This is a genomic window from Agarivorans sp. QJM3NY_30 (genome assembly GCF_050870855.2).
Taxonomy (GTDB): domain Bacteria; phylum Pseudomonadota; class Gammaproteobacteria; order Enterobacterales; family Celerinatantimonadaceae; genus Agarivorans.
In genome coordinates this window covers 4,589,806-4,612,650 of record NZ_CP194038.2, presented here as the reverse complement: position 1 = coordinate 4,612,650, position 22,845 = coordinate 4,589,806, and the positions used below count along the sequence as shown (strand labels likewise).

The window sequence follows — 22,845 nt, the reverse complement described above, 5'->3', positions numbered from 1 at the left end:
GCTGCTTTGGCGCATTCAATAAAAAATTGGACGCACCGCTAGCGCTGGTGAGTTTGTGCTTTGCATATGATTGATTAATCGGTCACCCGTTCAGTTGATTTGTATGGCATTCGTGATTGCTGTGCATTGCTAAAAGCAGTATTTTAGCTTTCAGCTATTCGTTTTGGTTGCTCGCTTTATGATTAGCCATTAGGAGATTTGATGGATAGTAGCGCGATGATGATATGGGGGGTGCTGTTTGGCGCTATCGGTATCGGCTATTTTAGTTATGGCAGAAAGCAGCAGGCAATCGTGCCGCTATGTGTTGGTATTGCCTTGTGTATTGTGCCTTATTTTGTGTCCAGCCTGAGTATGTTATTGCTGGTTGGCTTATTACTGGCAGTGCTCCCTTATTTTATCCGCTGGTAGTGTTGGCCGCTTTTTTATCTTATCACTTTGGCTGCAGTGGCGACTTTGGCTTAAATTGATGCTCATTTAGTTGACGGAGGCTTGAATGGCAGTATTACGAGAAATGCGAGCCGCGGATTATCAAGCAGTGATGGCGCTTTGGAGGCAGGCCGAAGGGATGACCTTGCGTGATGCTGATTCGGAGCCAAGTATTGCGGCTTATTTACAGCGGAATCCGGGGTTAAGTTTTGTGGCTGTGGCGCAGCAGCAGTTGGTTGGGGCGGTATTGGCAGGCACCGACGGCAGAAGAGGTTATTTACAACACTTAGTCGTGGCGAAAGCGTATCGCTCGCAGGGCTTGGGGCGTCAGTTAGTGGCGCAAGTGGTTGCGGCCTTCAAGTGCCAGGGCATTGCGAAAACCCACCTGTTTGTGCATCTGGATAACTTACATGCTCAGCAGTTTTATCAAAGCCTGAATTGGTTCCCCCGTGACGAGGTGCGGATGTTTTCCTTTAATGCCTCGAGCAATCCAGAGGTGTGAAGTCTGGCTCGCTGATTAAGCGTGGGGACTGGGGATGTTGACTCGGCCACAGGGGCTGATGGTGGTTCGAATGCTCAGACTTAAGGTGGTCGAGACGGAAATACTGAGCATGACTAAGATCGCAATTAAAATCACCAGCTGATATTTCACCGCGACCAATGGGTCACTGCCAGCCAAAATTTGTCCAGTCATCATACCTGGTAGGGTCACGATACCAACTGTGCTCATGGAGGCTAGCAAGGGGGCGAAGGATTGCTGCATTGCCGATTGCACAAAGCTTTGAGTGGCTTGGCTGCGATTGGCTCCTAGCGCAAGGTAGCCATAATATTCTTGTTTGGCTTCGCTGAGGCGGTTAAATAGGCGCTGTAGAGCGATAATATTACCGCTGAGGCTATTGCCTAATAACATACCGGCGAGGGGGATCAGGTATTGGGCGCTGTAGCTGGGATCCGGCTTGAGCAGGCCAAACAGCAAAATGAATAACACTGGGCTTAAACCGAGTAGCAGGCCGCAAGTGACCGCTAAAAATAAACCTCGTTTAGGCAGCTTGGCTTTATCAATGATGGCGCTGGCTCCAACCATGAGCATCAGCGCTAACCAGAGTAGGTTGATCCAAAGTTTATCTAAATCAAATAGAAACTGCAGATAAACGCCGAGTAAAGCGAGCTGTGCCACCATTCTGAAGATGCTCAAGAGCATATCTTTGCCCAAAGCTAAGTGAAAATGCCAGTTAATGAGCAATGGGACCAGCAATATCAGTGAAAAAAAAGCGAGTGCAGGCCAGCTTATATCAATGGTCATGGGTGCTCCCAAATAGACTTCAAGAGAAAATTGAAGTTCAACACGGCTTGGTGTTCGCTGCAACCTTTAATCCATATTGTAGCGTTGCCGAGTTACCTCGAAATAGTGACGGCTCAGGTTGCTGAATGGTTTACTGGGCTTGCTGTTTTAGCGCCTTGTTTGCAGGTTCATCTTGCTTGGGTTGGAACATGCGCACACAATTTTTACCGTCTGCTTTGGCTTGATAAACTGCTTTGTCGGCAGCCTTGATCATCGCTTCGTGATGGGTCATTTCTGAGCTGCGACTGGCGATGCCTACACTCACACTTATTTTATATTGTTGGTTGATGGACAAATTGGCGACTCGCTGACGAATCGCAGACCCGAGCCTTAAGGCGCCGTCTTGATCGGTGTCTGGACAAATGAGTAAGAACTCATCGCCCCCTAGGCGAGCCACCACATCATCACTTCTGACCGATTCGCGTAAATTGCGCGCGAGTAACATCAATACTGTATCGCCAGCATCATGGCCTTTTTGGTCATTAATCTGTTTGAAATGGTCGGCGTCTATCATCATGCAGACTAAGGGACTTTGTTGTGTTAAGGATTGTTGCCATAATTCTTTGAGTTGAATCATTGCATGGCGTCGATTGGGCAGACCCGTGAGAACATCGGTATGGGCCAAAGATTGCAAATGTTGATTGGTTTTTTGCAAGGCGAGGGTGCGTTCTTGTACTTTTTTTTCTAAGTTTTGATTGAGTTCGAGTAACTCATGATTGCGTACGCTAACTTGATGAAATAAACCACGTAATGCGGTAATTAAGGGTTCGGTTGCCAAATCTTTAGGCTGCGCGGCTTTGCTGTAGGCGGTTGCAGGCGGTTCACCGCTTTCGATATATTGCACTTGTTTCGCGAGCTCTTGGTCAATGCCGAGAATATGATAAGCCAGCCATTGAATCAGGTAGTCTAATAGCTGCTTAACTTGGGCATGCTGGTTGCTGTTGTCTAGATGTTCAAATTTATTTATTTCGTCAAGAAATTCGCGGTGAGCTGTAATGTGGATTTTTTTATGTCGAGGGTCGACTCGGCATAATGTCATTAATTGTTCTTCTTCTTGGAAGTGCTCTACCACATAGTGATTCAGCTCTACGGTAAATGGTCTTAGTTCTTCGGTTGATATCTGTTTTTGAGTGAGAAAATTGCCAATTTTATTAATCAGATCGATTAATTGGTGATGTTGCTTGTCTATTTCCTCCAAGCCAGTTTCAAAATCAGAGGTCCAACGAAACGGTTCCATTTGTTGCTTTCCAGCCTATCTGTAATTGACTGCTCGATGATATAGCAGTGTAGCCATGATTATTCGATATGAAGCGGAGAGCTACCATACCGATGAATCTAGGCGATAACGCTAATCTACATCAATAAAACGTGAAAAATGAGCACTTTTAAAGCACTTTTTCTATTTCAGTTTTTTCAGTTTAGTTGAAGTTATCCACGAAACGCATCATGTTAAGCTGCTTGGCAATTCAGTTTGGCGTATTCTGGGGTCGGTAGTGCATTAAGCTACTGCTGTAACATGTTATTGAGGTGAGCTGTGGAACAAAATTTATCTTTAGAACAAACTCGTGTGATTGGCGCTTTACTAGAAAAAGAAACAACGACGCCAGACCAATATCCGCTGTCGCTAAATGCTTTAACCTTAGCTTGTAATCAAAAGAGTAATCGAGAGCCAGTGATGAGTTTGTCTGAAGCTGAGGTGCAAGATGCAGTGGTTCAATTACAACAATTGCGTTTAGTGACCGAGGCTCCGATGGCTGGACGGGTGGTTCGTTACCAACATCGCTTTTGCAATTCTCAGTTTGGTGGTTTACAACTCAGCGAGCAACAACGAGCGATTATTTGTTTATTGTTTTTGCGCGGGCCGCAAACCCCTGGAGAATTACGTACTCGCAGCCAGCGTTTAGCAAACTTTAGTAGTGTTCAAGAAGTGGAGCAAAATTTACAGGCGTTGAGTGAACATGAGAGTGGCAAATTTATCTCTAAATTAGAGCGCGAGCCAGGGAAACGTGAATCGCGTTATATGCATTTGTTTTCTGGAGAATCTAGCTTGGCGGTGAGCCCAGACTCTACGCGAGAAACTTCATCAGAGGGCGAGCTACAACAACAAATAAATGCGCTTAAACAAGAGTTAGCAGCCCTAAAGCGAAGAGTTGAAGACTTAGAGTAATGCTTCTTTATATTGCCATTGGCTCGTTTTTGGAAATTCAAACAGCTTTAGTTTGGAAAACAACGGAAGGATTGAATGCTCAACGGCGACGGCATGTAATACCAATCTGATTCATTATACGATCAACGTATTGCGCAGCATAAATCTGCCGATAACCAGGCATGAAGTGCAGTAACTCGTGGCTCTAATAACAAGATATATAACGCCGTTAGTGGTGATTAAGGCCAGCAAGAGTGAACCGGTAATGAGTTAGATTGGTAAAGGGCGATAAACTAGAACTTTACCTGCGTCGACATAAGAAAGGCCAAGCATATTGCTGGCCTTTTGGTTCGCGACGCCTTGGCGATTAATGAAAGGGGAAAATGTAGTTAATCCAACCTTGCATTCTGAGTAGCACTTTGCGCATCACTGAGAGATGATGGAAATGCTCGGTATAGATGGCGACTTGGCCGCTAATGCCCATTGGCAGTTGATATTCATCGAATCGAGGTTCGGGATCGATGATCACCAAACTGCGACTATGTTTAAAAAATACCGCTGCACCACTTAAGTTTCCGTTGGCTTGAAATTCACCTTCGGCAATGCTTGGCATCACTTGTCTTACGGTGCCTTTAAATACTACGCCAGGCAGCGCGGTAACAATAAATTCAGCTTGATCACCCGCTTTCAGGCGCTTGATAGAGTTTTCCCAAAAGGCGCCGACAAACATTGATTGTTCCTTGGGTATAAAAGTCATGACAGGGCGCAGCGGCATTGGTACGGCCACCATGCCTTTGCGCAATGCGACCTGGGTAACAAAGCCATCACTCGGTGCGTGGACCACGGTCTGCTCTAGATCGAACAAAGCACTATCGAGCTGCCCCTGAATGCGTGCCACGTTAGTATTCACGCCGTTGATTTGCGAATCATAGGCGAGTTTTGCAATGGTTTCGTTGGCTTGTGCCGCTTGTAGTTTAGCTTCAGCAGCAAGGTAGGCTTGTTGGCGGTTTTCGACTTCTAATTCGGTGAAGGGGCTATTTGCTCCGCCTTTCTTTCGTCCTTCGGCATAACGTTGATAAGACTTTAAGTTGCGATCTCGCTCGGCGATAGCCGCGGTGGTATTTGCTTTGGCGCTGGCCCATTGTGCCATGAGTTGGGGCACTAATTGTTGGGCACTGGCCAATTCGGCCTGACGTTGTTCAACGATGGCTTGAAATGGTGTTGGGTCCAGTTTAAATAAGATTTCACCGGCTTGTATCGGCTGATTAACTTCCACTGGAACCTCAATCACCTTACCGCGAACTAGAGGCATGATAGGGACCGAGGTATATATTTGTCGGGCGTTGGCAGTGTAGGGATGGTTATAGTTCATCAATACTATCAATACCCCAACGATGAAGATGCCACCTAATACTGCGGTTGGCACCGTCCACTTGGTGAGCGGAATACGAAAGATCTTAAAAATAGCGATACACAGGCCCGCATAGGTGAGAATAAGCAATAAATCCATTATTGACTCTCTCCTTGTTCTAGTTGTTGCACATGCTTACTGATGATGGCGACTTGGCGTTTGAGTTTACTGATTTCGGCTTCCATCACCTGTTCTCGTGAGGCGAGTTGCTGTTCTTGATTTTCTAAGTCTTGTTGGCGTTGCTCGATTTGTTGAAAGCCCCAACCTCGGTCTTCGCGATACAGCGTGGCCCAAATCCATAAAAATGGCCACAATACATGCAACGTGAATAGGCTCACCCAACCGGCAACATGGATCGCATCTTGGTGGGGGTGATTGCGATGTTTTGATATTTCATAGGGAATATCATGAATGGCTATAATTCCGTAAAACAGGGTAAGCGCGACAAAAAGCAGTAAACCTAAAGCGAAAAAATCCAAAAACATAGTCCCCCCTCGGGATATTTTTGCGAGCAACTTAAACTATTGATTTAGCTTAAACGATCATAGCCGATAACTGAACTAACTGTGTAGACTATGGTTAATTTGCAAGTAAAAGCTGCATTCACACTAAAAATCATAGGCTCATTTTTACTCAATATTGAATTAATCGCGGTGAGGTCAACATGAGATTATCTTCGGTGGAACAAGTCTGGGATAAGGCTGAGCATAATGCGTTTACTGATATGTGTGAATTTGCCGCTTCGCTGTGGCTGTGTTTTCGCGAAGCCAGTGCACATGTGAGTGAACAAGGAGACATTCGGATCTTACGTCGTGGTTTTGAGCAAACCGATTTTGAACCGGCGGCTTTCCTGCATGTGGATGGTTTGGATTTACGAGACCCTAAATTGGTTGTGAGCCCGGATGGACGTATGTTATTGACTTGCGCAGGTGTAACGCGTCACGAGCTATCATCGCAGTTACAAAGCTATATTGCTTGGTCTGATGACGGGTTAATTTGGTCGGAGTTGAGCCCACAAGGGGAAGCCGGGATGTGGTTGTGGCGTAGCCGTTATTTAGCCGATAGCGCCTATGCAGTGGCTTATAGTTATCGCTTGGATAAGGTAGATCTATATCGGATGGACGCGAAAGGGAACTATCAGCTTCATTTAGATCCCTTGTTTAGCCTTAAACAAAATGGCCTCGCTTACCCCAATGAGCATGACTTGAGTTTGCTTGATGATGGCTCGGCGCTATGTTTATTAAGGCGCGATAAAGATAGCGCAAGCGCTCAACTGGGTTATGCGAAGCCGCCTTATTTGGAATGGACATGGCAGGACTTAGCATTACAAATTGGTGGTCCGGTAATGCTTAAGCTGGACGATGGGCGGTTGCTCTGTGCACTACGTTTATACCAACCGGTGCGTACCAGTTTGTGTTGGCTTGATGCAGATCAGGGGCGCTTAAAAGAAGTGCAAGTTTTACCTTCCGGTGGCGATACCAGTTATCCAGGTTTAGTACAGCGAGGTAATACCTTGTATTGCAGTTATTACTCCAGTCATGAGGATAAGACCGCAATTTACTTAGCGGAACTGGATTTAAGCGAAGACTAACATCCAAGACCCTTGGTAAATGTTTGCAGCAGTGACTTGAGCTGTATTTGCTGGTACGCCAGGCGGCGTACCAATCGGCATGATAAAAAGTTCTTATTGCGAATCTAAGTAATGAGCAAACCTTATCGCAAAGGGCAGCTAACGCTGCCCTTGATTCAATGCTGTACCACTAAAAAGTATAACCAAAACCAAAGGTGGTGATGAAGCCTTTACTGTCGTAGAAGTTAATGTTTGAGTCGCTATTTTGATAGCCAGCGGTGACATTAAACATTGCATTCTTCCAAGCAAATGGACGTTGGTAGAGGTAAATTGCAAATAAGGAGAGTCGGTCATCCTCTTGAGTTTGCATATTAAATACCGGGTTGCCATCAGAATACTTAGTTTGACCTAACTCTAGGTTGACCGTTAATAAATGACGCTCAATTTTATAAACACTGTTTAGACGCAGGGTATAGCTATTAAAATCGTTGGCGCTACCATCCGCTTTGCTCGTCGTGTAGACCAGGGCTGGAGACAGAAACCATTGTTTGGAAAGTGGCACAAACATTTCGCCAATGACTCGGTGTAAATTGGCATTGCGATTTAGCGCTTGGGCTTGGCTGGAACCTTGGCCAAATATGGCGACCCCACTTTGTTCGTTGTCAATGCTACGTTTGGCATAAACATATTCAAGGGTAAATGGACTATCGGCAATGGATTGATAACGCAGTCGTCCCCCTTGGACATTTTCATCAGTTTCTTGTCGAGCCACATTAGTGATATAAGGATCACTCCAGGTATCATTCATCAATGGCAACTCTGGGAAGTAAGCAACGGTTAACTGACTTTTATTGCTGATCGCGCGGCGATAACCCAACTCGTATTGAAACTGGGCTCGGCCTAAGTTCTCTTTACTGTTACCCACAAAAAACTGATTTTTTAGGTCGGTAGTGGTGTAAGAGGCTCGTAACAAAGGATAGGCAATCAGCGTATTGGTGCTCTGGCCACTATTATTTAGATCATGAGTGACTTGGTTGTCATCATCAGTGGAAAATTGACTTTGCCCGCCAACATAACCCAAGTTGAGATTAAGGGTGGCCGACCATCCAGCTTGTTCTGCGAGTGGACGAGCGCCAGCGGCGAAACTCAGTAACAGACTACAGCATAAAATACTGCTAACTCGATTCAACATCGCTTACGTCCTTGTGCTAAATAATTTTAAGAAATTCATTTTGTTATGTTCATGACGCCAACTTTTGATAAGTGAGCGATTGACAGTGATTAAACAAAGCACAGCATAACTTAGGTATTGGGTAAATTAACAGCAGTATGTTGAGGATTTCTTAATATTTAGTCGAATAAGCTGTTGTTTGTAAAGTGTTCTGATTCCGAGCCACAACACCGAGTTTAGCGCATGTTGTGGCTGGGTTGGTTTGAATCTAGTCGAGTTCAGGGAATAGGCTTAGATCGAAGGATTTTTCGCAGTAATGACATTTTAGCTTGATGTCTGTTTGTTTATGACGAACATAAAAGTGACTATCGATAGGCTCGTTGTGGCTGATACAATTGCTGTTCGGGCAGGCAAATACAGCTTTGATTTGTTCCGGAGTGGAGACATGGAACTTACGCACGACTTCAAAGTCTTCAATCAAGTTGATGGTGGCATGAGGGGCAAATAAGGCTAGTTGATTGGCTTGGTTTTCATCAAAAACGGTGTTTTCAACTTTAATTAGGTCTTTCTTTTGTTGTTCTCCGCTGGGTAAGTTTAAGCCCACCGTGATCCGTTCTTGGGCCGCCGATAACTGAAAAAATTTAAGGATTTTAATTCCTTGCCCCGCAGGTACATGGTCAATCACTGTGCCGTGAGCAATCGCTTCAACTTGCAGTTTTTTCTTCATTATTGAACTCCAAATTCATTGGTCATGATTAGCGCGAGTAAAGCTTGGCGAGCATAAACACCATTTTCAGCCTGCTGGAAGTAGTAGGCGTAGGGCGTACTATCTACATCGGTGGTGATTTCGTCGACTCGGGGCAGCGGGTGTAAGATCTTGAGGTTGTCTTGCACTTGTTCAAGCATGTTGGCCCGAAGAATAAAGCTGGATTTGATATGCTGGTATTCTGTCTCATCGAAGCGCTCTTTTTGCACGCGAGTCATATACAAAATATCCAGTTCTCCAACGACCTCTTCGATGCTGTCATATAAATGATATTTTATTTTGCGCTCATTTAGCTCTTCGGTAATGTAATCAGGCATGGCCAATGCTTTCGGTGCGATAAAGTAAAATTCGCAACCAAATAAGGACAGGGCTTGGGTAAGCGAATGTACCGTGCGTCCGTATTTAAGGTCACCAACAAACGCAATTTTAAGGCCTTCTAAACTCCCTTGCGTTTCATAAATGGTAAATAAGTCGAGTAAGGTCTGGGTGGGGTGTTGGTTAGAACCATCGCCGCCATTCACCACTGGCACACTGGAGAATTCACTGGCTAAGCGAGCGGCTCCCTCTTGGGGGTGGCGCATAAAAAACGCATCGCTATAAGAAGAGATCACTTTCACCGAATCCGCTAAGGTTTCGCCTTTTTTGCCCAGCGAAGTATTACCACCATCGGCAAAGCCAATCACACTCCCGCCTAAACGTTGCACTGCGGTTTCAAAAGACAAACGAGTACGGGTTGAGGCTTCAAAAAAACAGCTAGCAACAACTTTATTTTTGAGTAACTCAGGACGGGGTTGTTGTTTTATGTTTTGTGCGGTGTCGACAATTAACTCGAGTTCCTGACGGGATAAATCAGGGATGGAGATAATGTGCTTTTGATAAAGCGGGTTGTTCATGCTCGCAGATCCTAATCCGATGTGAAATCGGAACGGAATTATAACAGCGAGCAGAGCAAGTGAATATGATCTTAGTGACTAATTCTAAGATTAATTTGTAGTTGTTTAAGCATATTGGCTACTTTTACGTTCGCGGTAATCTTGGCAGTCGATGCAGTAGCGTGACTCTGGGCGAGCGTTGAGTCGTGCGGCATTGATGTCTTCACCGCAGCTTTCACAAAAACCATAGTCTTGTTCCTCAATACGACGTAATGCATCCTTAATGCTTTTTACTTGAGCAAGGTCGTGTTGGCGACGATTAAGCTGCATTTGTTGAGACTCTTCTTGATTGGCTCGATCAACGTCATCCCCTAGATCACTTTTGTCTTTAATCAACTCGTTATCTTGTTCAAGACGAAGTTGAATTTCCTCTAGTTTCTGGCTGAGTTGTTGACGAATCGTCTCAATTTGTTGGTCGTTAATCATTGTTTTGAATGTCTTCTTCCTAGTGTGTTAAACGCGAGTACGTAAGCGAACTTAGTACGTATATAACCCAAAAATTTAGTTAATCGTCGATTTTAACGACTAGTAAAGGCTTTTCAAAGCGCTTTTTTGGATAATTGTTAGCCAGCTAGCACTTGGGTTTCGATTAATTAACGAGTACTATCTCGCGGCTTTAATCTGGCAGGCTGTGATTAAATGGCTCTGCCAGTTATCAAAGCAGTTTATAGACTACATTTATAGAATAAACAAACGAGTGATGTCAGCATCACCGTATATTGAGGATTGCATGAGTGAATAAAATAAACATGCTGTTGGTTGGACTACTTGCTGTAGTGACCAATGTAGTAATGGCTCAAGAAGAGAAAGTACTGAATGTTTACAATTGGACCGAATACATTGCCGAGGACACAATTTCCGAGTTTGAAAAAGAAACGGGTATTAAAGTGATTTATGACGTATTTGATTCTAATGAAATGTTGGAGGCTAAATTGCTGTCGGGAAGCACCGGCTTTGATATTGTCGCCCCCTCTCATGACTTCTATGGTCGGCAAATTACAGCGGGTGTTTATCAAAAGCTGGACCGCAGCAAACTGAGTAACTGGGGCAATCTGGATCCGACACTTCTAGCCACGCTACAACATTATGATCCGGGTAACCTGTATGGCATCCCTTATATGTGGGGCACCACGGGTATTGGTTATAACGTGAATAAAGTAAAACAAATTTTAGGTGATGATGCTGATTTAAATAGTTGGTCGCTGGTGTTTGATCCACAGATCGCAGCGAAATTGAGCGAGTGCGGCATAGCCTTTTTGGATGCGCCCAGTGAAGTGGTTGCGGCGATGCTGAATTATATGGGGAAGGATCCCGGTAGCAGCAATATGGCAGACTATAAAGGGGAGATTGAAACACTAATGGCGCAACTGCGGCCAAGTATTCGTTATTTTCATAGCTCTCAGTATATTAATGACTTAGCCAGTGGCGATATTTGTGTCGCGATCGGCTGGTCGGGCGATGTGTTAATGGCGGATGAGCGTGCCGAAGAAGCCAAAAATGGCGTTGAACTTGAATATATCATCCCTAAAGAAGGGGCTGGTGTGTGGTTTGATATGTTTGCTATTCCCAAAGATGCGAGTCACCCGAATAACGCTCATACTTTTATCAACTATATATTACGTCCCGAAGTGATCGCCAAGGTGACCGATTTTGTGTGGTTTGCCAATCCAAATACTAAGGCGACCGCTTTAATCAATCCTGAAATTGCTCAGCATCAGGGAATTTACCCAAGCGAAGCCGCGGCTAAAAATCTCTATGGATTTACCAATGTTCCACCGAAGGTTGAACGGGTTCGTACTCGCTTATGGACCAAGTTTAAGTCGGGACGTTAACTAAACAGAACACTCCGTATTGAAATTATGCCAGCGAAATGCTGGCATTTTTTGTGGTTTATCCTGCGAAGGGTTACAGCCAGAAGGTTGACTCGAGCATATTGCAATATGCTTATCCTCTCTGAGCGCGTGGTTGCCGTTATTCGCTTGGTTGCTCTGACGCTCCTCTTTCATCGCAATTTATATTATTTTTTCAACGCTAAATTGACCTCGCCAGCTAAACCGTTACTCGTCGCTCGAACAATATATTTTTTGCTGAGCAGAATACGGCAAGTAGTTGGTGGAAATAAATCAGGGTATTAGTTATGAATGCTCTTATATAACAACAACTTGGTATTTACTCGAGTGTTGTTGGGGGTTCACTGTGTCGATGTCAGCCAACTTTACAGTGTATCGATATTTTATTGATATCCTGAATATTTAATTCTAACTAGATAAAACTGAGGAATTTGCGACAAAGTTTGGTCTTTTTTAGTTCATTGATGAGGGCAAATTACATACAGCGATAGGTCATAAAAAATACAGGAATATTGTTTTAGTAACATAGTGTCGAATTAATTTACAAACTTAATTTTATATAAGTAATCAAATTAATAATAGTGTGGAAGTAAAAGTTTTAAAAAACAGCATGTTAACAAAAAGTGTGACGAGCTTATCATTTATGGCTTAATGTTTGCCTAATTACAAATGAGAGTTGTTGCTTTTCACTATTTGGTAAAGGAAAACCGCGATGAAGGCTTCCATCTTATTTTTACTTATCAGTTTAACTACATTTAATACTTCGGCCACGATTATAACGGCCTCAGAAAACCCCAGTGTACCGGCAGGACCGGTGGTGTATTTGGGAGGATATCCCACTCCTCAGCAAGATCCGAGTAGTGGCGCTGTTCCTAGTCCGGCAAGTGTTATCGACATTGATGATGATATTCGCGCTGCCGTGAGTTTCGATCTCCAATCCTTAAATCGCTTAAGCGATGAGGGAACTGGCGGTTTTGCTAATGGTTTATTCGATATTACCTTCTATTGGTATTTTGGCGGGTTTGAGCAAGCTTTCAGTTACATGTATAGCGCTTGGGATGATATTGAAACTTGGCAGGCTTCGGGTTCTGGTTTATTGAGTTACTGGAGTGATGACTATATTGCTAGCAACGATATTTTAGAAGTCGGCGAATGGACGGTTTATGCCTATGCAGAACAGACCTATGTTGGCGGAACGACCTTTAGCGTGACTTCCGTTCCTGAACCTGGTTCGTTAGTGTTGTTTGCGCTGGTGATGGTTGGGCTATTTACACGTCGGGGACTTCCTTTTCAAAATTAAGTGGTTTACCGAGCGCTGCAGAGTCATCTGCAGCATGAATCTCTTGATATAAAATTCTTTTCGGTCAATTGATTGGCACAAGGATGTGTTATGGGAAACGAGAGAAATGGATTGGTTCGCAGCCATGAATTCGAACTGGCGTTGGTCTATCGTATTACAGATCTTGCGATCATCTTTGCCACTCTGGCTGGATTAGCGTGGTGGAGAACGGGTCAGGTTGATGATGACTTCCAGATGTTGGCTATTGGTTTAGGCATCGTCTTCTTAATTGTTGCAGAGTCATTCACGCTGTATCGTTCGTGGCGAATAGCCTCGGTAAAAGAACAAGCGAAGGTGACTCTGAGTGTCTGGTTGGTGACGGTTGCAGTGATCCTCGCAAGTAACTATTTCTTGAAGGTTTCCGATAACTATTCACGTTTGGTTCTCGGGGGCTGGCTATTAGTCACGCCTATCGCATTGATCGTTTGGCGTATCGTGTTTCGGGAAATTTTGGCGCTGTTACGCCAAACTGGCTATAACACGCGTAAGGCGTTGATTATTGGCGTCTCGGAAACGGGTCTCAGGCTTCAGCAAGAGTTAATTGCTAACCCGGATTTAGGTTTGGTTTTCATGGGATTCTTTGATGACCGAGATTGCGCTCGCTTGGCAGATGATTCCAAATATTTTGGTCCGGTTGGGCGGGTTTCCCAAGCCCTCGATTTGGCAAAAAGTGGTCAAGTAGATCATGTCTACGTGGCACTACCAATGCATGCTAAGGGTCGGATTAGCGGCTATTTGAAGCAGCTGTCCGATACCACCTGTACCACTTTCATTGTGCCTGATTTCTTTACTTATAATCTCATTCATTCCCGCTGGAGTAGTTTGGGAAACATTCAAACGGTGAGTGTATTTGACAGCCCTTTTCGTGGGCTGGCCAGTGTATTCACTAAACGAGTGCAAGACATTATCTTAGCCAGCATCATTCTGTTGCTGATTAGTCCTGTGTTAATCGCGTTGGCGATTGGCGTCAAGCTCAGCTCGCCTGGTCCAATCCTGTTCAAGCAAGATCGTTACGGCTTAGATGGTCGGAGAATTCGGGTATGGAAGTTTCGGTCGATGAAGGTAATGGAAAATGGCGGTAAGGTGACTCAGGCCACTCAGAATGATCCACGAGTGACTCGTTTTGGTTCGTTTATTCGTCGAACTTCTTTAGATGAATTGCCCCAGTTCTTTAACGTACTGATGGGTTCTATGTCGATCGTTGGCCCGCGTCCCCATGCGGTTGCTCATAATGAGGAATATCGCCAAGTGGTTGACCGTTACATGCTGCGCCATAAGGTAAAACCTGGGATCACTGGTTGGGCGCAAATTAATGGCTGCAGAGGTGAAACGGATACCCTCGACAAAATGGAGCGCCGTATCGCTTACGACTTGGAGTACATCCAATTATGGAGTTTGTGGATGGACATAAAAATTGTTTACCTCACTATTTTTAAAGGTTTTCGTAGTGAGCAGGCGTACTAGGGAATTCAAGCCTCGCCAGCAATGATTTTACAAGGAAGTTCATGGTAATTTTTCGAGCCTTTATGGTTTTAATGGGGACTTTATTTATGCTGAGTCATGTTGTGAATGCAAAGTTGGCCCCGCAGCCCTATATGACCGAGTCTGGCTTGGCACTGGTTCCAATGTTAGGGCTCGGCTATAAATATGATGACAATATTACACTCGCGGAAAAAGACTCATCCTCATCTAATATTTTGGTCTTGGATGCAGCGCTCAAGGTCCTCGCAGAACGTGATCTTGCTTCTTATGAGCTGGGCTACAAAATTTCTGCGGCTGAGTATTTCGAGAGTCATGTGGATGACTATCTCGATCACCAGCTTGCCGCTAAAGCTGAGCTTGAGTTAGCGCTTAGGCATCGGCTCAAGTTGGCTTATCGGTTCGCTCATCAGCATGAGCAAAGAGGGCGAGGATTATCGCAAGGCTTGGGGAGTGATATCCAAGAGCTGATTTATTTTCAAAGTAATAAATTGCAGAGTGTTTATTCCTATGGTGCGCCGCAGGCCTACGGGCGTGTCGACCTGCAATTGGCCTGGGAAACCAAGCAGTATCAAAATCTGGAGTCGCTAACTCAATATCGGAACTGGCGACAGCTCAGTTATGGTGCCACCTTTTTCTACCGAGTCTCCAATGCCACCGAATTGTTGTTGGAGGCTAAGCAACTCGCAAGACGTTATCGGCTGAACGCAAGCGATCAGGCCAGTCGAAATAACGATGATAGTTTTATTTATGCAGGGGCCGAGTGGGACATTAGCGGTAAGTCTAGCGGTTCTGCTCGGATCGGTTATGAGGATAAAGGCTACCAGTCAGCCCAGCGCGAGCACTTTTCGGGTTTGAGTTGGTTATTGTCATTTAATTATTTGCCAGTGGAATACTCACAGTTCAATGTTTTTACTAGCAAAATTGCGAAAGATCCCGATCAATTAGGCAACTATATTGATGAAACTATTTATCAGACGAGTTGGCAGCATTACTGGCTGGATCGGCTCTCCACGGAGCTAAGTTATCGCGATACCGACCTCGCTTATACAGGTGTCGATCGTGATGAGCAGATTACGCTGGCGAAAGTGGCTATCGAATATGAGTTACGCCGCTGGTTGAAGCTGAATGTTAGTTACCAAAGAGAAGACAAGTCTTCCTCGGTTGCAGGCTTAAGTTACCAGCAAAATGTCATGTTTATTCACTTCTCGGGGACTCTTTAGATGATGAATCGGTTCGCTGCTTACCTATTGTTTTTAATGTTGCTGCTACCTAGCCTAGTGAGTCAGGCGGCCAGCGATGATTCCTACAGACTTGGGCCAGGTGATGTAATTAATATTCATGTTTATGGCGAAGACGATCTCAGTATGCAAGTGCTGATTAACAATAGTGGCAAAATTGATTATCCCTACCTAGGTCGTTTGACGGTGAGTGATGCAACCACTCAAACCTTGAAACAAACCATTGAGTCGGGCTTAAAAGGTGACTATTTAATTCAACCTAAAGTTTCGGTGAATATTGTCCAGTACCGACAAGTTTTTATTAATGGAGAAGTCGAGAAACCCGGTGGTTACGCCTATCAGCCAGGTTTAACCATAGAAAAAGCGGTGGCTTTAGCGGGTGGATTTACCCAGCGAGCGTCTAAATCAAATATTAATGTGACGACTGGAAATGGTGGCAGCCCTCAAAATAAGGTCAGTCTCAATACCAAGGTTGAGCCCGGAGATATTATCGTCGTCAAGGCTAGCTTTTTTTAACGACAAGATACTGGATTAACAAGGAAGTCTAATGGTGAATCACACAGCCCAACGCAACGTCCTGCATATAGACAACCCAGCTGCCAGGCTCGGACTTAATTCTTTGCAGCGACCAGTGAATAAAGATGAGTTTATTGATTTGAGCCAGTACTTTTCGGTAATACGTCGACGGGCTTGGATGATTATTGGTTTTACTTTTTTGGCTGCCTTACTTGCCGCCTTGATTACATTTTCGATTACCCCGGTTTATCGAGCTTCGGCGGTGCTATTGATCGAAGCGGAGCAAAGAAAAGCGGTCTCGATTGAAGACGTGATTGGGGTTGATACCTCTAAACAAGAATACTATCTCACCCAGTTTGAACTATTAAAATCCCGTACCATTGCGCAAAAAGTGATCCAAGGGTTACAGCTAGAGCAGTACCCTGAATTAAATGGAGAGCAAGCCGACAGTGGCTGGATGCAACTGAAGAATCCTCTCGAGACGCTGTATAATCTTGGCGTTCATTCGCCTTTGTTGCTGAGTTTATTGCCATTACGAGAGCCGCTCAGTGAACAGATGCTGCTCCAAAAAAGGCAGCAAACGGTGATGGAGAATTTTCGTAAGCGTTTAAGTATTAGCCCACTACGAAAAACTCAGTTGGTAAAAATCATCTTTGAATCCGAGGATCCTCAATTGGCTGCGCAAGTTGCAAATGCTGTTGGGGAAGCCTATATCGAAAATAACCGAGAATCTCGATTGTATGCCAATCAAGAGGCGAGCACTTGGTTAGAGACTCGTTTAGATAAACTGAGAGCATTGGTCGAGCAATCAGAGAGTCGCCAAGCCGCTTTTTTAACGTCGGAAGGACTGGTTGATGTGAGCGGCGTCGATAGTTTGGCTTCGAATGAGTTAAATGATTTAAGTCGCCGGCTCAGCGATGCCAGAGATCGCCGAGTGGCCGCAGAGTCACTCTACTATGTACTACAAGATAACCGGAACGCCGGTTTAGCTGAACTGTCTTCGATTTCTGTGATTTCCAATCACCCGCAGTTGCGTGATGTTCGTGTCGCTGAGATTGAAGCGGAACGTTTGGTTTCTGAATTGAGTAAGCGTTATGGTCCGAAACATGACAAAATGATCCAAGCCCAAGCACAGTTAGCGGCAGTGCGAGAGAGAGCTGGTCGGGTGCTTAACGATTTGGCCACGGGGATAGAAAAAGAGTTAAGAGGGGCTGTTAAGCAAGAAAATTCAATTCAAGCAGAATTAGCCAGTAAGAAAACTCAGTTCCAAGCGATTGCGGTGAAGCGCGCGACCTATGACGCGCTTAAGCGTGAGGTTGATAGTAATCGTAAGCTCTATGATCTGTTCTTGAATCGACAGAAAGAGACTGCAGCGACCAATGATTTTCAGTCGGCAGTGGCGCGGTTTAGCGATCGCGCGGTCATCCCTTTAGACCCAGCGAAGCCCAATAAAGGTCTCATCATTGCCTTAGTTGCTTTGGCCAGTTTGCTGTTTTCCATGGTCTTAGTGTTAATTACGGATGCTTTTCATAACACTATCGAGAAGTCATCCGACATCCAAGAAAAGCTGGGCTTACATCCGCTCGGTGCAATCCCAAAAATCAACGCTAAAAAATATAAGAATAAACTGATGGATAGTCAGGTGTTTTTTGATGAAAAGCAGCGATATTTTAGTGAATCGATCCGCACTATTCGAACTTCCCTGTTATTTAATTTGGTCAACAACCAGCGTAAACGGGTGTGCATTACTTCTTCGGTACCTGGCGAAGGTAAGAGCACTACGGCCATGAACCTAGCGATGGCAATGGCGGGCATGGAAAAAGTATTGCTGATTGAAGCTGATTTACGCAAACCTAGCTTGTCTGAGCGTTTTGGTTTTAATCAAAATCCGTTGGGCCTCACCAATCATCTGGTGATGGGCGCAGAGCTGAGTGATTGTATTTATCATCATAAAAAATCGGGTCTTGATACCTTATTTGGTGGCATGTTGATCCCGAATCCTCAGGAGCTATTAGCCTCAAATAAGTTTGCGATGTTGATTGAACAGTTAGAGCAGCGCTATGACAAGATTGTTATTGATTCGCCCCCGCTATTGGCGGTGAGCGATGGTTTATTACTCAGCCGCTTAGCAGGAGCCGCATTGTTGGTGGTTCAAGCCGGAAGCACCAATATAAAGCAACTGAATAGTAGTTTAGAAAGTCTTATAAAACATGATATTGCCATCGATGGTGTGGTGATTAATAAAGCCAGTCCTAAACAGAAAAATGAATATGGGGATTACCAATACTACGGATATCAAAATCAGAGCGGTAAGGCCACACAGTCATAAGAACTTAGTTTTAGCCTCGTGCTATGGATGTAAACAACAATTGAGGTTCGCTGGTTTAGCGCATCCTTAGCTTTAAAGGGAAGGAAAGCCGAATGAAAGTCGCTTTGATGAATTGCTATTCGTCTAAAAACTCGGGTGATGGTTTGCTGGTTGAGCTAGCTTGCCAATATATAAAGAAGCAACATGGCCAAGATACCGAGATCATTATTGTTTGTAGTGATCCCGATAGTTTTAACGGCGATTACCAGGTGCTTGGTAATGAATTTTCCCGTAGCGGCATACTGGGGCACGTCGCGGTATTATTGAAAGTGATTGGCTTTCTGCTGTTTGGGCGCTATTCAGCAAAACAATACCAGTCCTTACAAAATTGTGATCGTTTCTACTCCGTTGGTGGCGGATATTTAAGGTTTGGTTCCCTCAGCGAAGCCCTAAAAACGCTGATTGTGCACTGCTCACAAATTGCTTGGGTTAAAAGCAACATTAATCAGCCGCATATTCTACTCTCGCAGAGTATTGGTCCGCTGCGCTATGTCTATTCTGCGTGGTTGAGTCGCTTACTGGCCAATACTGAGCAAGTGTTTGTTCGCGATGATAAAACCGTCGCAGAGCTTAAAAATATTAATCTCCAAAGCACGCGTGTGAAAGATATGGCCGTTTCGGAGTTGATCCGTAAATTTGACTCGCTAGAAGTTTCAACATTGCCTCACTCTTCCACTTGTATCTTGATCTTAAGGGATTTACGCCGTGGCAAAGCGGTTAACCATAAGTTTTTGAAAGAGTTAGAGCCAGTATTGGCGCAATTCGAGAGCGTTGTTTATGCGGTGCAAAGTGAGGTCAATTCTAATAACGATGGTGATTTTTACCAACAATACGGGATTAGTGATTTTATTTCGGTAAAGGAGGCCTTAACAAAATACCCGCAAGCGCTAGTGATTTCAGTTCGTTTGCATGGTGCCATTGAATCGCTATTAGCAGGCTTTAAAACCTTTCATCTCAGTTATGAGAGGAAGGGGTTTGGTGCATATCAAGATTTGAATATCTCAGAGTACGTTGATAACGCATACAATTTTAATAGTGTAGAGGTAGAAGAGCGAGTCGCTAAGCTGAGAGCAATGAATGAAATGGATTTTTTTAATCAGATTCGAGCCAGTTTATAAATGTATATTCGTAAAGAGAGTAAATACTACAAGTATCTATTCTTCTCACTATGGTTGGTGGCTTTTTTAGTGGTCTTCCTCTGGGGAGAGGCTATTTTGCCCGAAAAATATTTTCGCGATTCTGAATTGATTATGGAGATGGCGAGTGGTAGCGCGTCTCCGTCTTCACAAGATGGTTCCTATTATTATACGACTTTGGTGTTTGAGTTCCTTGGTGAGCATTTATCTAGCCTATTAGTGTTTGTTACAGGCATTGCCTATATTGCCACCATGTCATTTTTTGTTCGGCGCTGGGACGAATTAGCCTATGGCTCTGTGCTATTGATGCCTCATTTGGTTCTTGGCTTATCTCGGCCCCAAAAAGAAACCTTGGTTTCTATTTTAGTTATTGCTTGTTTCTTTGTGTATCGCAAATCTAAGAATCTCTCTTATACCTTATTACTGATCTTTGCTTTGTACCTTAGCTATGGCTTGGTTCGTAATTATTACTTACTGATCATCGCCGTATTTGCTTTATTGTTATTAATGGAACGCTTGAATTTTGAATATAAAGCGCTGGTGGTATTGCTTGTCTTATTCTCTTTATTTTTGCTTCCAGAGGATTTCTTTTTTAAGGTGCAAGGTACCCGAGATATTTTTAATTCCTTAAGACCGATGGGAGGAGCGGGACACGAAACGATCTATTTTAACCCTTTGACTCCCGATTCAGCGCAGGCTTTTATGGGGAATTATTTTTCTAGCTTGGTTTATTTTAATTTCCCGATTTTTTTTGTTTTCACCGGAAACTCGCTCTACCTTCAGATTTATATCCTTATTTTACTCGTGTCTTTTTTTAAGTTCTCTCAAATCGAGAGCATAGAGTTGCGTCTATTTGGCTTGTTATTTATAAGTCACTTACTGGTTCTACTCTTATTTGAACCCGATCTCGGCAGTTACATGCGTCATTTATCTTCTGTTTCAATTTATATCATGATGTATTTTTCTTGGATGAAATATGAACGCGCTAATTAGTCTTATGAATCCAATTATTCAGTGGCTGATCCCGCTGATGCTGATTCGGCATTACGACTTAAGTTATGTTGGACAGTACTCTTTATTTTTAAGCTTTGCTTCATCAATTGTGATTGTATTGATGTTATCAAGTAAGAATTTCTCTTTAGCGGGATATTTTTCGAGTCGCGAAAATCAGAGTGCCTATCAGGTGCATAAGAGTATTCGATTTAGTCTATTAGTCGTTTTGTTATTCGCTTATTTACTTTGTTTGTTATTCGCTTGGGATATTTTTAAAATTATATTTTTTGTGAAGTTTGTTGATGTCTACTTAGATTCAATGGTGTCGTTTTCGAAACAAGAGCGTTACCAAAAGTACCAGCTTTTTGCTCTTATTATTGCCGTTCTTATGGTCTGCTTATCAATTAATCATCCGCTTGTCGCCTTTGATTATTTTGTTGGTATTTTTATGTTTTTGTTCCTATTGATGTTTTATTTGAACCATCGGCCCGCAGCATATGTTTCTTTGCCAGTGATTAAATCGGCGCTTAACTCGGTAAGCTATCAGTTCTCATCGACTTTTTTGATGTTCTTTCAACGTTATTTTATTGCTGCAGTTTCTTCAATGGAAGCGCTTGGTTTTTATAGTCTTCTATTACAGTTTGTTGTGTTTTGGTCGATTTTCATACAGGCAGCGTTTGCCCAATTTAATACCAAAATTTTCAGTGCTACGGTATTTAAGATATTTTTTGTGCTGGCCGCTCTGCTAGCGATCCCTTCTATTTATTTAGTGTTTCAATATATCTATTTAATTTTGCCCCCTAGTGGCAGCGACTTCCTGTTGCTACTGGTTATTTTTGCCTGCGTATTTATTGAGCTGTCTTTTTACATTGGTGGCTTAAAAGAGAACAAAATTAAATTCTATTTGCCCAATCTTGTGGTGCTTTGCATGTTAGTGATGGTGACTGGTTTGTCGGTTCATCTTTCTCAGAGTTATGCTCCTTTGGTAGTGGTTTGTTTGAGTTACATACTGCGTTGCGGGATTTTTTATTGGATGAGTAAAAGGACCTTAATATCATGAAAGTGCTTATTTTTACTGAATGCCTTGCCGGCGGGGTATGCTCTGTTATTTCTGACCAAATTCAATATTTATCCGCTGAGGATAAGCAACTCCAGTTTGATTTGTTGTATAGCAAAAAGGATGAAACTCCGAAGGATCTTGCACAGCGTTTCCCTGATGTGGGTTTAATTGAGATACCTTACGAGCGGGGAGAGCGTTTCTTTTTAGTGAAAGTCTTTTGCTATCTGCTATTTCGTGTAAAGACCAAGAATTATTCGGTGATCCACCTGCATTCTTCGTTCTCTGGTTTCTTGGGACGGATCGCATTTGGGTTGAGCGCGCACAAGCTCTGTTACACCCCCCATTGTTTTGCCTTTTTATCGGAGGAGTTTTCTCCCTTAAAACAAAAAGTATTCTATTGGATAGAAAAACGACTCAGTTTGATTGGCTGTATCGTTGCTTGTGGCGGATCTGAAGCAAAACTGGCCAAGGGATTCAGCACTAAGGTGCGGGTGCATACTATCTCTAATGGGGTGAATTTCTCGGATCTAACTTCCTCGGTGACCAGCTCGCAGGCTGACATTATCTCGGTGGGCCGGATCTGTAAACAAAAGGGCTTTGACGACTTTAAGGCGCTGTATGCTTTAGCCAGTCATCAATATAGTCTCGTTTGGCTTGGTGGACCGAAACCCGATGGGATTGATTATGTCTCTGGCTGGTTATCGCGTGAGGCTTTGTTTCAATATTACAGCTCGGCTCGATTGTATGTTTCAACTGCGCATTGGGAAGGAATGCCGGTGGCTCCCATTGAGGCCCAGTATTTTGGATTACCAGTGGTCGCAATCAGAACTCATGGCGTGGTGGACTGCGTCGTAGATGGCGAAACGGGTTATCTATGTGACAGCATAGAAGAACTGTATCAACGTTGTCAGCAGTTACTCTCCGACGCGAGTGAATACCAACGGCTGTCTCACAATGCCAAAGCGCATATCCGCAAACATTTTTCTTTAGCAAATTATGCCGGATTATTAAGTCTATATCGGCAAATTGCGGCTGACACCTTAGCGCTATCAGAGCAAACTCTCAGTTAATTGTATGGTTTCAGGTGAGCGAACGATGT

Annotated in this window: 22 protein-coding genes; 14 read left to right on the top strand and 8 right to left on the bottom strand. The window is 43.9% G+C overall.

The genetic code is table 11. From position 1 onward, the window contains the following. Nucleotides 1-201: 201 nt before the first annotated feature. Both ACRRSX_RS21025 and ACRRSX_RS21020 read left to right on the top strand, forming a co-directional pair. The gene (locus ACRRSX_RS21025) at nt 202-408 is read left to right on the top strand and encodes a hypothetical protein (RefSeq protein ID WP_432455652.1); all 207 of its coding nucleotides are present in this window, start codon (nt 202-204) and stop codon (nt 406-408) included. Nucleotides 409-493: 85 nt separating this feature from the next. Beyond that, on the top strand, nt 494-928 hold the full coding sequence (locus tag ACRRSX_RS21020) for a GNAT family N-acetyltransferase (RefSeq protein ID WP_432455653.1): 435 nt from the start codon (nt 494-496) through the stop codon (nt 926-928). A 15-nt stretch (nt 929-943) separates the two neighbouring features. Here the strand turns inward: ACRRSX_RS21020 and ACRRSX_RS21015 are convergent, their stop codons facing one another. Together ACRRSX_RS21015 and ACRRSX_RS21010 are read right to left on the bottom strand one after the other, a co-directional pair. Further along, nucleotides 944-1,729, bottom strand: coding sequence for an ABC transporter permease (locus ACRRSX_RS21015; RefSeq protein ID WP_432455654.1), 786 nt, complete (start codon nt 1,727-1,729; stop codon nt 944-946). Nucleotides 1,730-1,859: 130 nt separating this feature from the next. Further along, nucleotides 1,860-3,005, bottom strand: a complete 1,146-nt coding sequence (locus tag ACRRSX_RS21010) for a GGDEF domain-containing protein (RefSeq protein ID WP_432455655.1) — start codon at nt 3,003-3,005, stop codon at nt 1,860-1,862. A 297-nt stretch (nt 3,006-3,302) separates the two neighbouring features. Between ACRRSX_RS21010 and ACRRSX_RS21005 the strand changes: the two genes are divergently transcribed. After that, the gene (locus tag ACRRSX_RS21005; protein ID WP_432455656.1) at nt 3,303-3,935 is read left to right on the top strand and encodes a YceH family protein; all 633 of its coding nucleotides are present in this window, start codon (nt 3,303-3,305) and stop codon (nt 3,933-3,935) included. A gap of 346 nt (nt 3,936-4,281) precedes the next feature. On the opposite strand, the gene ACRRSX_RS21000 is transcribed toward ACRRSX_RS21005, so the two are convergent. Next, on the bottom strand, nt 4,282-5,424 hold the full coding sequence (locus ACRRSX_RS21000; protein ID WP_432455657.1) for an HlyD family secretion protein: 1,143 nt from the start codon (nt 5,422-5,424) through the stop codon (nt 4,282-4,284). Beyond that, nucleotides 5,424-5,810, bottom strand: a complete 387-nt coding sequence (locus ACRRSX_RS20995) for a DUF3302 domain-containing protein (RefSeq protein WP_432455658.1) — start codon at nt 5,808-5,810, stop codon at nt 5,424-5,426. Before ACRRSX_RS20995 ends, ACRRSX_RS21000 begins: the two co-directional genes overlap by 1 nt. Before the next feature lie 179 nt (nt 5,811-5,989). On the opposite strand from ACRRSX_RS20995, the gene ACRRSX_RS20990 reads away from it, so the two are divergent. Beyond that, a complete protein-coding gene (locus tag ACRRSX_RS20990; RefSeq protein ID WP_432455659.1) occupies nt 5,990-6,916 on the top strand; it encodes an exo-alpha-sialidase in 927 nt (308 codons plus the stop codon). 169 nt (nt 6,917-7,085) lie between these two features. On the opposite strand, the gene ACRRSX_RS20985 is transcribed toward ACRRSX_RS20990, so the two are convergent. The 4 genes from ACRRSX_RS20985 to ACRRSX_RS20970 form a co-directional block, all read right to left on the bottom strand. After that, nucleotides 7,086-8,087: a DUF2860 family protein gene (locus tag ACRRSX_RS20985; protein WP_432455660.1), complete on the bottom strand. Its 1,002-nt coding sequence runs from the start codon at nt 8,085-8,087 to the stop codon at nt 7,086-7,088. 247 nt (nt 8,088-8,334) lie between these two features. After that, nucleotides 8,335-8,793 carry an aspartate carbamoyltransferase regulatory subunit gene (gene pyrI, locus ACRRSX_RS20980; RefSeq protein WP_432455661.1) on the bottom strand — a complete coding sequence of 153 codons (459 nt, stop codon included), beginning with the start codon at nt 8,791-8,793 and terminating at the stop codon, nt 8,335-8,337. Continuing rightward, nucleotides 8,793-9,725, bottom strand: coding sequence for an aspartate carbamoyltransferase (gene pyrB / locus ACRRSX_RS20975; protein ID WP_432455662.1), 933 nt, complete (start codon nt 9,723-9,725; stop codon nt 8,793-8,795). Before pyrB ends, pyrI begins: the two co-directional genes overlap by 1 nt. A 105-nt stretch (nt 9,726-9,830) precedes the next feature. Continuing rightward, nucleotides 9,831-10,190, bottom strand: coding sequence for a TraR/DksA family transcriptional regulator (locus tag ACRRSX_RS20970; RefSeq protein ID WP_432455663.1), 360 nt, complete (start codon nt 10,188-10,190; stop codon nt 9,831-9,833). 308 nt (nt 10,191-10,498) lie between these two features. Between ACRRSX_RS20970 and ACRRSX_RS20965 the strand changes: the two genes are divergently transcribed. From ACRRSX_RS20965 to ACRRSX_RS20920, 10 genes are all read left to right on the top strand, one after another. After that, nucleotides 10,499-11,596 (top strand): extracellular solute-binding protein, encoded by a 1,098-nt coding sequence (locus ACRRSX_RS20965; protein WP_432455664.1) that lies wholly within the window; start codon nt 10,499-10,501, stop codon nt 11,594-11,596. A 730-nt stretch (nt 11,597-12,326) separates the two neighbouring features. After that, nucleotides 12,327-12,914, top strand: a complete 588-nt coding sequence (locus ACRRSX_RS20960; protein WP_432455665.1) for a PEP-CTERM sorting domain-containing protein — start codon at nt 12,327-12,329, stop codon at nt 12,912-12,914. Nucleotides 12,915-13,004: 90 nt separating this feature from the next. Then, nucleotides 13,005-14,417, top strand: coding sequence for an undecaprenyl-phosphate glucose phosphotransferase (locus ACRRSX_RS20955; protein WP_432455666.1), 1,413 nt, complete (start codon nt 13,005-13,007; stop codon nt 14,415-14,417). 41 nt (nt 14,418-14,458) lie between these two features. Then, nucleotides 14,459-15,655 carry an outer membrane beta-barrel protein gene (locus ACRRSX_RS20950; protein WP_432455667.1) on the top strand — a complete coding sequence of 399 codons (1,197 nt, stop codon included), beginning with the start codon at nt 14,459-14,461 and terminating at the stop codon, nt 15,653-15,655. After that, nucleotides 15,656-16,189, top strand: a complete 534-nt coding sequence (locus tag ACRRSX_RS20945) for a polysaccharide biosynthesis/export family protein (protein ID WP_432455668.1) — start codon at nt 15,656-15,658, stop codon at nt 16,187-16,189. Between the two features lie 31 nt (nt 16,190-16,220). Further along, a complete protein-coding gene (locus tag ACRRSX_RS20940) occupies nt 16,221-18,518 on the top strand; it encodes a GumC family protein (RefSeq protein ID WP_432455669.1) in 2,298 nt (765 codons plus the stop codon). Between the two features lie 92 nt (nt 18,519-18,610). Beyond that, complete coding sequence (locus tag ACRRSX_RS20935; protein WP_432455670.1) at nt 18,611-19,675, top strand: polysaccharide pyruvyl transferase family protein; 1,065 nt, start codon at nt 18,611-18,613, stop codon at nt 19,673-19,675. Next, nucleotides 19,676-20,686 carry a hypothetical protein gene (locus tag ACRRSX_RS20930; protein WP_432455671.1) on the top strand — a complete coding sequence of 337 codons (1,011 nt, stop codon included), beginning with the start codon at nt 19,676-19,678 and terminating at the stop codon, nt 20,684-20,686. Further along, complete coding sequence (locus tag ACRRSX_RS20925) at nt 20,670-21,746, top strand: hypothetical protein (RefSeq protein WP_432455672.1); 1,077 nt, start codon at nt 20,670-20,672, stop codon at nt 21,744-21,746. Before ACRRSX_RS20930 ends, ACRRSX_RS20925 begins: the two co-directional genes overlap by 17 nt. After that, entirely contained in the window at nt 21,743-22,816 is a 1,074-nt protein-coding gene (locus tag ACRRSX_RS20920) for a glycosyltransferase (RefSeq protein WP_432455673.1), read from the top strand. The genes ACRRSX_RS20925 and ACRRSX_RS20920 overlap by 4 nt, the downstream gene beginning before the upstream one ends. Nucleotides 22,817-22,845 lie beyond the last annotated feature (29 nt).

What these genes read in the sequence shown, in the direction of transcription:
- ACRRSX_RS21025 (WP_432455652.1), top strand. Translation starts at nt 202, where the DNA reads ATGGATAGTAGCGCGATGATGATATGGGGGGTGCTGTTTGGCGCTATC.
- ACRRSX_RS21020 (WP_432455653.1), top strand. Translation starts at nt 494, where the DNA reads ATGGCAGTATTACGAGAAATGCGAGCCGCGGATTATCAAGCAGTGATG.
- ACRRSX_RS21015 (WP_432455654.1), bottom strand. Translation starts at nt 1,729, where the DNA reads ATGACCATTGATATAAGCTGGCCTGCACTCGCTTTTTTTTCACTGATA.
- ACRRSX_RS21010 (WP_432455655.1), bottom strand. Translation starts at nt 3,005, where the DNA reads ATGGAACCGTTTCGTTGGACCTCTGATTTTGAAACTGGCTTGGAGGAA.
- ACRRSX_RS21000 (WP_432455657.1), bottom strand. Translation starts at nt 5,424, where the DNA reads ATGGATTTATTGCTTATTCTCACCTATGCGGGCCTGTGTATCGCTATT.
- ACRRSX_RS20995 (WP_432455658.1), bottom strand. Translation starts at nt 5,810, where the DNA reads ATGTTTTTGGATTTTTTCGCTTTAGGTTTACTGCTTTTTGTCGCGCTT.
- ACRRSX_RS20990 (WP_432455659.1), top strand. Translation starts at nt 5,990, where the DNA reads ATGAGATTATCTTCGGTGGAACAAGTCTGGGATAAGGCTGAGCATAAT.
- ACRRSX_RS20985 (WP_432455660.1), bottom strand. Translation starts at nt 8,087, where the DNA reads ATGTTGAATCGAGTTAGCAGTATTTTATGCTGTAGTCTGTTACTGAGT.
- pyrI (WP_432455661.1), bottom strand. Translation starts at nt 8,793, where the DNA reads ATGAAGAAAAAACTGCAAGTTGAAGCGATTGCTCACGGCACAGTGATT.
- pyrB (WP_432455662.1), bottom strand. Translation starts at nt 9,725, where the DNA reads ATGAACAACCCGCTTTATCAAAAGCACATTATCTCCATCCCTGATTTA.
- ACRRSX_RS20970 (WP_432455663.1), bottom strand. Translation starts at nt 10,190, where the DNA reads ATGATTAACGACCAACAAATTGAGACGATTCGTCAACAACTCAGCCAG.
- ACRRSX_RS20960 (WP_432455665.1), top strand. Translation starts at nt 12,327, where the DNA reads ATGAAGGCTTCCATCTTATTTTTACTTATCAGTTTAACTACATTTAAT.
- ACRRSX_RS20955 (WP_432455666.1), top strand. Translation starts at nt 13,005, where the DNA reads ATGGGAAACGAGAGAAATGGATTGGTTCGCAGCCATGAATTCGAACTG.
- ACRRSX_RS20950 (WP_432455667.1), top strand. Translation starts at nt 14,459, where the DNA reads ATGGTAATTTTTCGAGCCTTTATGGTTTTAATGGGGACTTTATTTATG.
- ACRRSX_RS20945 (WP_432455668.1), top strand. Translation starts at nt 15,656, where the DNA reads ATGATGAATCGGTTCGCTGCTTACCTATTGTTTTTAATGTTGCTGCTA.
- ACRRSX_RS20940 (WP_432455669.1), top strand. Translation starts at nt 16,221, where the DNA reads ATGGTGAATCACACAGCCCAACGCAACGTCCTGCATATAGACAACCCA.
- ACRRSX_RS20935 (WP_432455670.1), top strand. Translation starts at nt 18,611, where the DNA reads ATGAAAGTCGCTTTGATGAATTGCTATTCGTCTAAAAACTCGGGTGAT.
- ACRRSX_RS20930 (WP_432455671.1), top strand. Translation starts at nt 19,676, where the DNA reads ATGTATATTCGTAAAGAGAGTAAATACTACAAGTATCTATTCTTCTCA.
- ACRRSX_RS20925 (WP_432455672.1), top strand. Translation starts at nt 20,670, where the DNA reads ATGAACGCGCTAATTAGTCTTATGAATCCAATTATTCAGTGGCTGATC.
- ACRRSX_RS20920 (WP_432455673.1), top strand. Translation starts at nt 21,743, where the DNA reads ATGAAAGTGCTTATTTTTACTGAATGCCTTGCCGGCGGGGTATGCTCT.